13 protein-coding genes and 1 other annotated feature are annotated in these 11751 nt (G+C 36.5%); of the genes, 3 read left to right on the forward strand and 10 right to left on the reverse strand.

Annotation, left to right across the window (positions count from 1 at the left end):
* Positions 1 to 64 precede the first annotated feature (64 nt).
* Positions 65 to 904 (forward strand): D-alanyl-D-alanine carboxypeptidase family protein, encoded by an 840-nt coding sequence (locus tag MKY00_RS25280; RefSeq protein ID WP_000831458.1) that lies wholly within the window; start codon positions 65 to 67, stop codon positions 902 to 904.
* A gap of 22 nt (positions 905 to 926) precedes the next feature.
* Here the strand turns inward: MKY00_RS25280 and MKY00_RS25285 are convergent, their stop codons facing one another.
* From MKY00_RS25285 to MKY00_RS25300, 4 genes are all read right to left on the reverse strand, one after another.
* Entirely contained in the window at positions 927 to 1844 is a 918-nt protein-coding gene (locus MKY00_RS25285) for a proline dehydrogenase family protein (protein WP_000436772.1), read from the reverse strand.
* A 310-nt stretch (positions 1845 to 2154) separates the two neighbouring features.
* Positions 2155 to 2400 (reverse strand): YusU family protein, encoded by a 246-nt coding sequence (locus tag MKY00_RS25290; RefSeq protein ID WP_001290596.1) that lies wholly within the window; start codon positions 2398 to 2400, stop codon positions 2155 to 2157.
* A gap of 48 nt (positions 2401 to 2448) precedes the next feature.
* Positions 2449 to 2751, reverse strand: a complete 303-nt coding sequence (locus MKY00_RS25295; RefSeq protein ID WP_001018866.1) for an MTH1187 family thiamine-binding protein — start codon at positions 2749 to 2751, stop codon at positions 2449 to 2451.
* 77 nt (positions 2752 to 2828) lie between these two features.
* Positions 2829 to 4829, reverse strand: a complete 2001-nt coding sequence (locus tag MKY00_RS25300) for a methyl-accepting chemotaxis protein (protein ID WP_016718845.1) — start codon at positions 4827 to 4829, stop codon at positions 2829 to 2831.
* A 188-nt stretch (positions 4830 to 5017) separates the two neighbouring features.
* On the opposite strand from MKY00_RS25300, the gene MKY00_RS25305 reads away from it, so the two are divergent.
* Complete coding sequence (locus MKY00_RS25305; RefSeq protein ID WP_016718846.1) at positions 5018 to 5776, forward strand: TrmB family transcriptional regulator; 759 nt, start codon at positions 5018 to 5020, stop codon at positions 5774 to 5776.
* A gap of 213 nt (positions 5777 to 5989) precedes the next feature.
* Here the strand turns inward: MKY00_RS25305 and MKY00_RS25310 are convergent, their stop codons facing one another.
* The 3 genes from MKY00_RS25310 to MKY00_RS25320 all read right to left on the reverse strand — a co-directional run bounded on the left by MKY00_RS25310 (position 5990) and on the right by MKY00_RS25320 (position 8861).
* On the reverse strand, positions 5990 to 6172 hold the full coding sequence (locus MKY00_RS25310) for a hypothetical protein (RefSeq protein ID WP_016718847.1): 183 nt from the start codon (positions 6170 to 6172) through the stop codon (positions 5990 to 5992).
* Between the two features lie 80 nt (positions 6173 to 6252).
* On the reverse strand, positions 6253 to 7437 hold the full coding sequence (locus tag MKY00_RS25315; RefSeq protein WP_141114935.1) for an MFS transporter: 1185 nt from the start codon (positions 7435 to 7437) through the stop codon (positions 6253 to 6255).
* A 107-nt stretch (positions 7438 to 7544) separates the two neighbouring features.
* Positions 7545 to 8861, reverse strand: coding sequence for an APC family permease (locus tag MKY00_RS25320; RefSeq protein ID WP_016718849.1), 1317 nt, complete (start codon positions 8859 to 8861; stop codon positions 7545 to 7547).
* A 65-nt stretch (positions 8862 to 8926) separates the two neighbouring features.
* Positions 8927 to 9163: a binding site (T-box leader), on the reverse strand.
* A 165-nt stretch (positions 9164 to 9328) separates the two neighbouring features.
* Between MKY00_RS25320 and MKY00_RS25325 the strand changes: the two genes are divergently transcribed.
* On the forward strand, positions 9329 to 9556 hold the full coding sequence (locus tag MKY00_RS25325; RefSeq protein WP_000562235.1) for a hypothetical protein: 228 nt from the start codon (positions 9329 to 9331) through the stop codon (positions 9554 to 9556).
* A 78-nt stretch (positions 9557 to 9634) separates the two neighbouring features.
* Here MKY00_RS25325 and MKY00_RS25330 read toward each other — a convergent pair whose 3' ends face one another.
* The 3 genes from MKY00_RS25330 to MKY00_RS25340 all read right to left on the reverse strand — a co-directional run bounded on the left by MKY00_RS25330 (position 9635) and on the right by MKY00_RS25340 (position 11675).
* Positions 9635 to 10450 (reverse strand): hypothetical protein, encoded by an 816-nt coding sequence (locus MKY00_RS25330; RefSeq protein ID WP_016718850.1) that lies wholly within the window; start codon positions 10448 to 10450, stop codon positions 9635 to 9637.
* A 129-nt stretch (positions 10451 to 10579) separates the two neighbouring features.
* Complete coding sequence (gene yidC / locus MKY00_RS25335) at positions 10580 to 11362, reverse strand: membrane protein insertase YidC (protein ID WP_000920550.1); 783 nt, start codon at positions 11360 to 11362, stop codon at positions 10580 to 10582.
* Positions 11363 to 11390: 28 nt separating this feature from the next.
* Positions 11391 to 11675, reverse strand: a complete 285-nt coding sequence (locus tag MKY00_RS25340) for a hypothetical protein (protein WP_000394930.1) — start codon at positions 11673 to 11675, stop codon at positions 11391 to 11393.
* Positions 11676 to 11751 lie beyond the last annotated feature (76 nt).

Raw genomic sequence — 11751 nt, forward strand, 5'->3', positions numbered from 1 at the left:
GTGGCATAATGGGTAATGGCTGCTTTTTCTGCCCAATTTATTTGTAACAAATGAGGGAATTATAATGAAACGAACAATAGTTATGATTGTAATGATCGCCACACTATTTACAGGGATGATTTTCTTCTCTTACGCACAAAGACAACAAGCTGTAAGAGCTGATCAACCTAATATCACTGGGCAATACGGCATTACAATTGATGCAGACACAGGTGAAATTTTGTATGGGAAACGAGAAGACGAACGCTCTTATCCGGCTAGTATAGCCAAAATGATGACAACCCTTCTTTTACTAGAGAATGTAAAAGAAGATGAAGAAATTACAGTTACAGAAAACGCAATTAAAACAGAAAGTCAAAGTAAGAAAATTAAACTTCGTGCTGGGGAAAAGTTAAAACGTGATGAAGCATTAAAACTGATGCTTATCATTAGTGCAGACCCAATAGCTGAATCCATTGCAGAACATATTGCAGGATCAAAAAATGAATTTGTAAAAATGATGAATGCTAGAGCGAAGGAACTTGGTACAAAGCATGCGACTTTCAAAAACGCAAGTGGTGCTGATGCACTAGGAAACAAAGTATCACCATATGACATTGCTATAATTACGAAAGAAGCATTAAAGTACCCAGTTGTTTTAGAATATATGAATTCAACGCGTACAACTCTACATACTTCAGAACGCTCTCCAAAGATTGCAAACTATGGACGAGAAGAACTATATGACGATCCATATGCAATTGGAAGTAAAAGCGGTCTATCAGCACTCGGAAAATATACAGTCGTAACAGTGGATGAGAAAGACGGTAAACGTGTCATTAATGTTGTATTATCTTCTACTCGCAAGCAACTGTATCCTGATACGAAGAAAATGGCACATTACGCATTTCAGCAATTAAAATAACCAAGGAGTATTTTCTCCTTGGTTATTTTTTAACCATACCTTTTAATACGAACGCAACGTTTGCTGGACGCTCTGCTAGACGACGCATGAAGTAGCCATACCAGTCGTTTCCATAAGGTACGTAAACACGCATTTTGTAACCTTCTTTTACTAGCTCGAGTTGACGCTCATTACGAATACCATATAACATCTGGAATTCAAATTGATCCCTTGGAATGTTGTGTTCTTCGGCAAGTTTTTTCGTATATTCAATAATCGCTTCGTCATGTGAAGCAATTGCAGTATAATTTCCATTTAATAAGTGCATTTTAATAATCTTTTTATAATTGTCATCTACATCTTTCTTGTCCGGGAACGCCACTTCTTCAGGTTCTTTATAAGCCCCTTTTACAAGGCGTAAATTAGGATTATAAGCATTTAAGTCTTCAATATCTTTTTCTGTACGATATAGGTAAGCTTGAATAACAGTACCAATATTATCGTACTCAGACTTTAACTGTTTAAAGATATCAATCGTCTTTCCACAGCGTGTATAATCTTCCATATCAATTGTAACGAACACACCATTTTCTTTTGCAGCTTCTAAAATGCGGCGCATATTGTTCATTACGATTTCATCAGAGATATCTAATCCCATAGAAGTCATCTTTAAAGAAAGTTGCGAATCAAGACCTTCTCTTCCAATTGCACGGATTGCTTCAATCGATTGGTTAGCCATTTCATTTGCTTCCGCTTCATTATCAACGAATTCCCCTAAATAATCGATTGTTACACAAAGTCCTTGCTTGTTTAATTGTTTAATAGCTGCTGTCGCTAATTCAATTGTCTCCCCTGCGACAAAGCGACCTGCACCAAAGCGTAAACCGTACTTTTTAGCCAGTTTTGTTAGCGCTTTATTTTTAGATAAGAAAAGAAACGAATTTCGCATTAATTGTTCCATGTAATTCACCCCTATGACTTAATTTATCTGTTTTTTACCCCTCTTCGAAATTATATCATTGTTTAAAATTATTGGATACAAATAATTATTTAGATAATTTATAAAATACTATAAAAACATTTAAAAACCTATATTCTCGCTTATAAATATGCCTGAAATATTTTTCGTCATTTAGAAAAATAGAGTTTAATAGGCACAAAATAGGCATGCCGAAAATATTCGACATGCCTATAAAACCCTTTATATTCCATGTAAATTATATGAGGATATTAATACAGAAAACTTGAGATTATATTTACCCCAAGTTTTTTTATTGCTCATTTCTCTTCTCTTCATTCAGCCTTTTAATATGTGTAATTAACTGCACCATCTCTTCTTTCGCATCGGGATAAGTCTCATTCCAATGCTTCACTAAAGCCGGCATCGTCTTCGCTATGTAAGAATACAGCGCCCACTTCTGTACCTGTTCTTTTCTCTCTTCATTGCTCTCTCCAAGTAATAGTTCCGTGTATTTCTCTAACAACCCGTCAAATTGTTCGTTAAACTTTTCACTCATCTTATCTACCTCCTATATGAAAAAAGCAGCGAAGATCGCTGCTTTTCTTTATAATTTTGATCGAACAGAGTTTAATTTCTTCTCCATTGTGCTTACTTTATCACGACGATCATCGATACGAATTGTTGTCGCAACGCGCTGCGCACCTTTCGCATATGGAACTTCATGCATTTGTTGAATTACTTCTAGAATGACAGGAAGATCTCCTTCAATAATTGTATTCATTGGTGTTAATTGATACTTCACACGATCTGAGTTTTTCTCTAGCACCTTTTGTACTTCTGCTACATATTCACTCACACTTGGATTACCTGTTCCTACTGGAATAATCGATACGTCAACAATTGCCATAGTAGTCTTCCTCCTATACTTGCTTCTTATATATCCATTGTCTATTTTACCGAAATACGCATCATTTTACTAATTTGTTATTCCTCTATTTTAAACTGCTCAACTAATCTTTCTAAGTCTCTCATATGCTCCGTCAAGCTTTCCATCGTATGAGCTACCTTTTCTAGATGATTCACTTGTGATTCAGTTGCAGCATTTACCTCTTCCGAAACCGCTGCGCTTTCTTGACTCGTACCAGCAATTGTATGCATGACCGCTGTAATTTCTCCTTGCTCGTGACCGATGTTATGTACCTCTTCTACAATTTGTTCCACTGAAGTACTAATTGTATTTACAACTGACATAATGGTACGGAATTCCGCCTCTGCTTCTGTCGTAACATTATTTTGTATATCCGCAATGTCTTTCAATTTACTTACAACTTCTACAACTCGTCTTACCTCTACTTGTACATCACCAATCATCGTCGCAATTTCTACTGTTGCTTCTTTTGATTGTTCCGCTAATTTCCGAACCTCTTCCGCAACAACAGCAAAGCCCTTACCTTGTTCACCCGCACGTGCCGCCTCGATTGAAGCATTTAAAGCAAGTAAATTCGTTTGATCTGAAATACCTTTTATAAGCTCTACAACATTTTGAATCGATCCAACCCTTTGCTCTAACTTTCCAGATGCTTCCTCTGTATAAACAACAATCGAAGAGGATTGGCCCCTCGTACGAACTAAATTACGCATCGTATTTAATCCTTGCTTAGATGCCTCTTCAGCTTTGCCAGCCACACCTTTTATTTCACTAACAGAGTTATTCATTTGTTCCACTGACTGCGCCATATTCTCGAGCTGCTCTGAAACTTCATCTACACTATTAGCAAGCGTAGAAGCTCCTCCGCTCACGTCATCCATTGCACCTGACACTTCTCTACTAGCTGCTACAGTCTCATTCGTTAAATAATGTAGATTATTCGTTGATTGTTGCACGGTTGATACACTATTTTTAATTTTGCTTACCATTTCATTCATTTGCTCAACCATATGATTAAAATGGTTCGTCAGTTCTCCAACTTCATCCTTACTTGTCACTTTCATTTGCAACGTTAAATCACCTTCTGCTACTTTTTGAACGTGATTCGTTAATAGTTGCAGCGGTCTTGCTAACCTTCTTGAGAACAAGTATGAGGCTACAATTCCAACGAATAAGCTAATACATGCCATTATAAGGACTGTATTTCTCGTACTATTTAATAGCCCATCAATCGTTTCTTTCGGATAAAAAATTCCTATCTTCCATTTCATCAAATCAAATGACTGACTATATGCAACTACATCTTCACCTTTTAATGTAGTCACAGCATATTTTGTTACATCTTTATTTAAACTCTTCACAAGTGGCTCTTTCGAAACATCTTTCCCTATCTTTTCTGGGTAAACAAGAGCCATATTTTTATCATTTATAATAAACATTTCTCCGCCGTTATTGTATTGAATATTATGAAGTAATTTCTGAATTGTTCCGAGCGATACATCCATCGCTACAACACCTAATACAGATCCATCTTGAGCTGTGATTGCTTTAGAAACTCCCACACTTAGCTTACCTGTTGCAATTTCATACATAGGTTGTCCCCAGTGAACCTTTTTCACATCAGCTTCTGAGTCTTTATACCAAGGTCTTGTCGTTGGGTCATATCCTTCTGGCACTTGTCCACCTTCAGCAAGATTGGCACTTAATGTTTTTTTATCTTTCGTACCAATATATAAGTCTAAAATACCAGGATGATTCTTTTTATACTCCGAAAACTCTTTCGTCAAAAATGCTTCCTCTTCTGGAGTAACCCCGTCTTGAAGCATATTACGAATCATCTCACTGTTCGCATAATACCCCATATCTTCATCCGTTCTTTGAACAAATGTCGTAAGTTGCTCTGTCACAAGATCCATCGTATTTTGAGAATACTGGTCTAAGGAGCTCACTTCCTTCTCTTTCTGTAATTGATACATAGCTGTACCTAAAATTACGAACATCATTGAAATAAGTACTGAAAATACTACTGCAATTTTTAAACGTAAACTTCTCAACATCTTCCCCAACGCATCCCCTTCTCGTTGTATTGTAATCATATTAATCACTATATTAAGTATAATGGATAAAATTAAAAAATTGAAATTAATTCTCAACTCAATCCCATTAGAAAACCTACTACCACTTGTGTAAAAACAAATAGTTCATTATCCTTAAACTATATAATCTCATTCGTTCGGAGGTAACTATGTTACAAAAATTCGGTTTCTCACAATATGAAAGCCAAGCTTATGAAGTTGTCGTATCAAGCAACGAACCATTAGATGCTACAACGATTGTGAAGCATTCTGGTGTGCCAAAAGCCAAAATATATGAAGTGCTAGCACGCCTGATCGATAAAGGAATGGTAATGGATTCTGTTTCAGAAAAGAAAAAGCTGTATACAGCATTACCACTCAAGCTAGCAATTGAAAAATTAACGACAGAATTCCAATCTAATATTAAAGAATTAGAGACAACTATATCAAAAAAATCATTTACAGATGACCGTGTATGGAGCTTAAAAATGCAATCTTCTATTCGCGTTCAAAGTAAAGAGCTCATCGAAAGTGCAAAAGAATCGATTCGCATTTCAGCTTGGAACGATACTCTTTTAGAATATCTTCCGTTACTAGAAGAAAAAGCAAAACAAGCCGTCCAAATTGAATCTCTTATAGTTGGAGAAGTAGAAACGAATTTAGAAAACATGCATTTTCTAATTCCAGCTGAAGAACCTAACGCATTAGAGCGCTATTTACTACTCATCGTTGACGACCGCGAAATTTTATTTGCTGGTGTAGAGCAAGAGTCATGGCAAGCAATGAAAACAATGTCACAACCTTTCGTAAAGTTCTTTACAGAATTTTTCTATCACGACGTTGCACTTGCAAAGATTACCCAGAAACACCATGATCTCTTTATGGAAGATGAGGAAATTAAAAGTTTGTTGATGAAGTTGAGATACTAATACACATACGATAAAGTTCAACTAATCGAACTTTAATGGACAGCCCGACCCACCTCAAAATTCTTTGCTTTCATTGAATTTTGAGGTGGGTCTTACTGCCCATTAAAGCGGGATAAAAAACAAAAAGCATCTAGTGCGCCACTAGATGCTTTTTTTCAAATTATTGCAATGCAACTTTGATTTCATTTCCAATCCAAAACGGAATCTAGTTCTTTATCTAGACTCCTTTTTATTTTCCTCTTTTATCTCCATCAACAACTCAATCATTTTCTCATTCTGCTCCACTTGTTTCTCTGAATTTTGATAGATGAAACGAACCCATCTTAATACAAAAACAAATATTAATATCGGTAGTAGTGCAATTATCATACCGAATACCGAGAAATTAGACATCATTTTCCATCACCTCGCTGTATACACTTTCTCCATTTCCCTACTAAAACCTGCAATTTTTTACAAATCAAAAAAAGAACCTATCAAACGATAGATTCTTCTTTTGCAAACTGAGTAGAACGCCCTCTCGTAATCGAGAAAATCGCACAAAGTAGCGCTAATATAATAAAGCCGCCCCCTACCCAAGCGTTATATATAACAGATGATTTTTCAATAACAACTCCACCTACTGTTGAACCGAGCGCAATCCCTAAGTGAAGGGCAGAGTTATTTAAACTTTGCTGAATACCAGCTGATTCTGGTGCAATTTCAATTAAATAATTTTGCTGTGCTGGCGAAATAGCCCAGCTCAGCATACTCCAAAGTCCCATCATAATAATGAACAGCGGGAATGAGAATGTCATCATCGGCAATAGGAAGATCGCACACGCAAATACGATAATAATTGAGATAATACTTTTCTTCGATCCCCATTTATCAGCAAGCCAGCCTCCGAAGCCGCCCCCAATTACTGCTGCGATTCCGAAGATGAAATAAAATACACTAATCCAATTCGCTTCCACATGCATAACATCTTTTAAAAATGGTGTTAAATATGCATATAGTGTTAAATGACCCGTTAAAAATAAGAACGACGTTAACTGTGCACTGACGATTTTTTTATCTTTTAACGTAGCAATTTGCTCTCTTATTGATAATACCGATGTCGGTGGTACTTTCGTTAAGAATAATGAAATACAAGCGATTGCCATCACTGTTAAGATTGAAATGAGCACAAATGGTGCACGCCATCCATATGCATTTCCGAGCACAAGGCCAAGCGGTACTCCAAGTACAAGTGACCCACTAATCCCCATGAAAATGATTCCAATTGCACGCGCACGAAAATGCGGTTCTACAACGCTAGAAGCAAGTGTTACTGACAGTGCAATAATAAGCGAACCACTCGCCGCACAAATCACCCTTGAGAACATTAACATCCCATAATTCACACTACATGCTGAAATAATATTTCCGATTAAGAAAATCGATAATGCCCCAACATACAATGCTTTTCTTTCAAATTTCCCTGTTAATGCTAATAAAACAGGGCCTGATAAAGCAAATACTACTGAAAATATTGTGATAAGCTGACCAGCTGCACTAATAGATACTCCTAAATCATTGGCAACTAAATCAAGCGTTCCTCCTATAATTAGCTCAACCGTTCCGACTACGAAAGCCGCGATAGCTAAAATATACACACGAAAATTCAAGTCTTTCCCCACGCTTTCTATTTTGGTTACTACGATTATAGTAACCAAAATAGAAGTTGAACACAAGTACAATTTTTTTACAGTAAAAAAGGTAGGCGCATTATACGCCTACCCTTCACTCATGACACTTCATTTTTATTCTTCTTATTTAAATACCAATATACCGGAAGCCCCGTAAATACAATTCCAATTGATAAGAAACAACTTACCGGATCATTGATAATTGCACTACCAATTACAAAGAGCGAGCCGAAAATGGCAACGATTGGTACGATTGGGAATAACGGTACACTGTATGCACGCTCTTTATTCTTATTACGCTTTCTTAAAATGAAGACGCCAATAAACGTCATTACATAGAAAATATAAATAATGAATACGGAAATCTCAGATAGCTTATTCGGATCACTAATAATCATTAAAATAATTCCTAAAATGATTTCAACAGTAATCGCATTTGCTGGTGTTTTAAATCTTGGGCTTTCCTTCGCAATAAACTTAGCAAATGGAAGTTGTCCACGTTCTGCCATCGACATCGGGATACGTGGGAACGTTAAAATCTTTCCATTTAAACAACCGAAAATAGAAACGATAATACCGATACTAATAATTTTCCCGCCATATTCTCCAAGTAGCATGCCTGCAGCTGTCGCTGTTGCATTTTCTCCAAGGTCTACAATTTGTGTTGCTGGTAATACATTCAGTAACGCCAAATTAATTAATACGTAAGCAGCTGTTACAATTAAAATCCCAACTGTCATAGCTTTCGGTAATAACTTTGTTGGATTTTTCATTTCTCCACCAATCGAAGCAAGTAAAATCCAGCCATCATAAGCAAATAACGTTGCTAAAATTGCCATCCCGATACTTTGATTTTCTGATATTGGCACAACTACGTTAAAGATATCGCTATTTCCTTTCCAAAAACCTAACACAACAATTAATACGATTGGAATCATCTTCCCGATTGTCGTAATCGTTTGAACGATACCTCCGTATTTTGTTCCCATACTATTTACAACGCCAAGGAACACAACTGTTCCGATCGCGATTGGTAAATTCCATACTTTATCTAAATAGAAAAAATTAATCATTAAAGAACTAAAGTATAACCCTAATGTTCCAATAATAGCTGGCCCATAAACAATCGTTTGCATCCAGCCTGATAAATATCCCCAAAAACTTCCGTAAATCTCCTCTAAATACGTATACAACCCACCATTTTTCGGGATTTGCGCTCCAATTTCAGCTACTGTTAAACCACTTGCTAACGTTAACAGACCACCAATTATCCAAGCAAGAATCGCCATATTAGAACTCCCCGAGTAATCTAATACGCTGCCTGGTTTCATAAACACACCAGACCCAATAATCGTTCCTACTACGATAGAAAGTGCTACCGTTAAACCAATTTTGTTCTTCTCATCATGATGCATGCTGCGTATCCTCCTTCCAATCCTAGTGTGATGCAAAAATGAAATAAAAAAACACTCCTCCCTAAAAAAGGGACGAGTGTTGTATTCGTGGTTCCACCCTTGTTTCAATTCGCAAAGTAACACACTTCACCAATTTCTCAAGTCTACATAACGGTTTTTGCCGGCAAGCAATTACTAGATGTTCGTTCACTGCTGCAGTTCAGAGGTGGTAATCTATTTTTCCGTATTAGGAAGCTCACAGCCAAAGGCCTCCCTCTCTGAGAATCGTAAAAAATTGATCATGTCCTCATCATCACTTCTTGATGTCGAATTTTGTAGTTATTGTTCATTATATTGAATTGTTAGAAAAAATCAATATATTTTTTATATAACATATGAAATATTTCTCTTCTTATATTATAACAGAAGTTACGCCACTTCTCTAATTCCCTAAAAATGGTATAATTCATATAGGAGGTGCATCAATCATGATTGCTGTTTTTTGTATCATCGCTACATTTCTTTCTGTTCTATTCGCTATCATGTTCAGGTACAAGTATCCTGGTTATAGCATTTTAGCGGTAGCTATTATACCAGCTGTTTCCTTCTACGTATTAGGTAAATATCAATATACGGAAGTGTTTATCGGCTTTGCAATCTTCTACTGCGTCTTTGGATACATACTAACAATGAAAAGAATTTTATTGAATCATTAAAAGGGACCGATTTCTGTCAGCAGAAATCGGTCCTCGCACGTATCTTCCGGTTGCCCACACGAAAGATACGTAATTCGATTATTTATCTTCTTTGTTCATAAAAAACTTATGATGCGGAAGATCCACATTTAATGCCTCTAATTGTTTCTTTTCATTGTCTAAAATCGCTTTTGCTTTTGTTTTTGTTGCCTCATCTAATCCCGCAAAGATGTCTTCATGCTTCTCTTTCTCTGGGAGCTTCACACCTAGTTTTGTTAATTCTTCTTTTGCTTGCTCATGCGTTAATTTCCCGGACTTTTCCTGTTCAAAAATAGACTTTGCTTTTTCCTTTGTTGCTTCATCTAAGTTAGCAAGTATGTCTTTATGCTTATCCTTCTCTGGCATTTTCACACCTAACTTCGTTAATTCCTCTTTTGCTTGTTCACGTGTTAATTTGCCGGATTTCTCTTGCTCTAAAATTGATTTTGCTTTTTCTTTTGTTGCTTCGTCTAATCCCGCAAACATTTCTTTGTGTTTACCCTTTTCCGGGAACTTCACGCCTAATTTTGTTAATTCTTCTTTTGCTTGTTCACGTGTTAATTTCCCAGACTTTTCTTGCTCTAAAATTGATTTCGCTTTTTCTTTTGTCGCTTCATCTAATCCCGCAAACATTTCTTTACGTTTTTCTTTCTCTGGAAGCTTTACACCTAGCTCCTCTAACTGTTTCTTTGTATCATCCATAATCGTTTTTACTTTTTGTTTTGTAGCGTCATCTAAATCTTTTTTCGCCGTTTTTGTAGATTGCTCAGCTGCTGGAGTATTCGTTGCCGCGAATGCCGGGATGCCGACTCCTCCAATGATTCCGAATGATAAAGCACCTGCAATCGCTAAATACCCAACTGTTTTCTTCTTCATAGGAAATTTCCTCCTTCATATTTCTAATGCATGTACACTCTCGTATACAATGCCTATAGTAATGTTGGTTTCTTAAAATTTCCTTAACGACTTAACAAAAAAACACCGCTCATGATGAGCGGTGTTTTTCTATGCTTTTTGTAATTGTAATTCTTCACGTTCCATTATTCTTCTTAATACAATTGTTTGTGTCATTGTAAATAAGTTACCTGTTATCCAGTACAACACAAGACCCGATGGTGCCGCAAATCCCATAAATAAAATCATTGCCGGCATCATAATTTGCTGCATTTTCAGCATCTGTACTTGTTCTCCAGCTGTAATATTAGACTGGAAAACCTTCATCTGAATAAATGTCGTTAACGCTGCAATAATCGGTAATATATGATAAGGATCTGCATGTCCTAAGTTCACCCATAAAAACGAAGATGTGCGAATCTCTTCTGTTCGGCTAATCGCATAATACAAAGCAGAGAAAATCGGCATTTGTATAAAGATTGGCCAGCAACCAGCAAGTGGATTCCAACCGCCTGATTTCATTAGTTCTGACATTTCTTTTTGATACTGTTTTTGTTTTTCAAGATCTTTACTTACATCACCGTATTTTTTCTTTAACTTCTGCAATTCAGGTTGCATTTTCTTCATTTTCGCTTGGCTACGATATTGCGAAACAGCTAATGGAATCATTGCTGAACGAATAACGAGCGTCATAATAATGATAGCAATCCCGAAGCTAGCTCCCGGTATATGATGAGCAACAAATTGAATCATAAACGAGATTGGATATACAAAATAATGATCCCAAATTCCCGTACTATGTGCATCAATTGGGGCTGCATTACTACAACCAGATAAAACAAAAACAAGTAATAATGATAAACTAACGAGCGCAGTTCGGTATGATTTTAACATGTTCATTCCTCCAATGTTTCGTAATTATTTAGCGAAACATTGGTGTATACGGACCGACCTCGTCATTCTCTTCACTCGATTCTTGTCTGCGTACAGAACGAATCATTCCATATTTATAAAAAATCGAAAATAGCGGTACATTCCCCGCACTATCTTCACACGTATCAACTAACGCAAATGCTCTTTGTCTACCGCTTGATGCTTGCTGACGCACAAAGCGAGAAACGTTAGCAAGGAAGAAAACTTCTAATAAACAAAGTGCTGTCGTTACAAACGATATATATAGAATTGCATCCTGCAATAAAAATTCCATCGCTTCACATCCTTAATAAGGTCATTTTAGCACATTCGGCAAACATTCTCTATTTCCTTTTATCGTCAAAAAAAGT

This window comes from Bacillus sp. FSL R9-9834, assembly GCF_038006905.1.
Classification (GTDB): domain Bacteria; phylum Bacillota; class Bacilli; order Bacillales; family Bacillaceae_G; genus Bacillus_A; species Bacillus_A pacificus.

Coding starts and splice junctions, on each gene's coding strand:
- MKY00_RS25280 (WP_000831458.1), top strand. CDS start 65: ATGAAACGAACAATAGTTATGATTGTAATGATCGCCACACTATTTACA.
- MKY00_RS25285 (WP_000436772.1), bottom strand. CDS start 1,844: ATGGAACAATTAATGCGAAATTCGTTTCTTTTCTTATCTAAAAATAAA.
- MKY00_RS25290 (WP_001290596.1), bottom strand. CDS start 2,400: ATGAGTGAAAAGTTTAACGAACAATTTGACGGGTTGTTAGAGAAATAC.
- MKY00_RS25295 (WP_001018866.1), bottom strand. CDS start 2,751: ATGGCAATTGTTGACGTATCGATTATTCCAGTAGGAACAGGTAATCCA.
- MKY00_RS25300 (WP_016718845.1), bottom strand. CDS start 4,829: ATGTTGAGAAGTTTACGTTTAAAAATTGCAGTAGTATTTTCAGTACTT.
- MKY00_RS25305 (WP_016718846.1), top strand. CDS start 5,018: ATGTTACAAAAATTCGGTTTCTCACAATATGAAAGCCAAGCTTATGAA.
- MKY00_RS25310 (WP_016718847.1), bottom strand. CDS start 6,172: ATGATGTCTAATTTCTCGGTATTCGGTATGATAATTGCACTACTACCG.
- MKY00_RS25320 (WP_016718849.1), bottom strand. CDS start 8,861: ATGCATCATGATGAGAAGAACAAAATTGGTTTAACGGTAGCACTTTCT.
- MKY00_RS25325 (WP_000562235.1), top strand. CDS start 9,329: ATGATTGCTGTTTTTTGTATCATCGCTACATTTCTTTCTGTTCTATTC.
- MKY00_RS25330 (WP_016718850.1), bottom strand. CDS start 10,450: ATGAAGAAGAAAACAGTTGGGTATTTAGCGATTGCAGGTGCTTTATCA.
- yidC (WP_000920550.1), bottom strand. CDS start 11,362: ATGTTAAAATCATACCGAACTGCGCTCGTTAGTTTATCATTATTACTT.
- MKY00_RS25340 (WP_000394930.1), bottom strand. CDS start 11,675: ATGGAATTTTTATTGCAGGATGCAATTCTATATATATCGTTTGTAACG.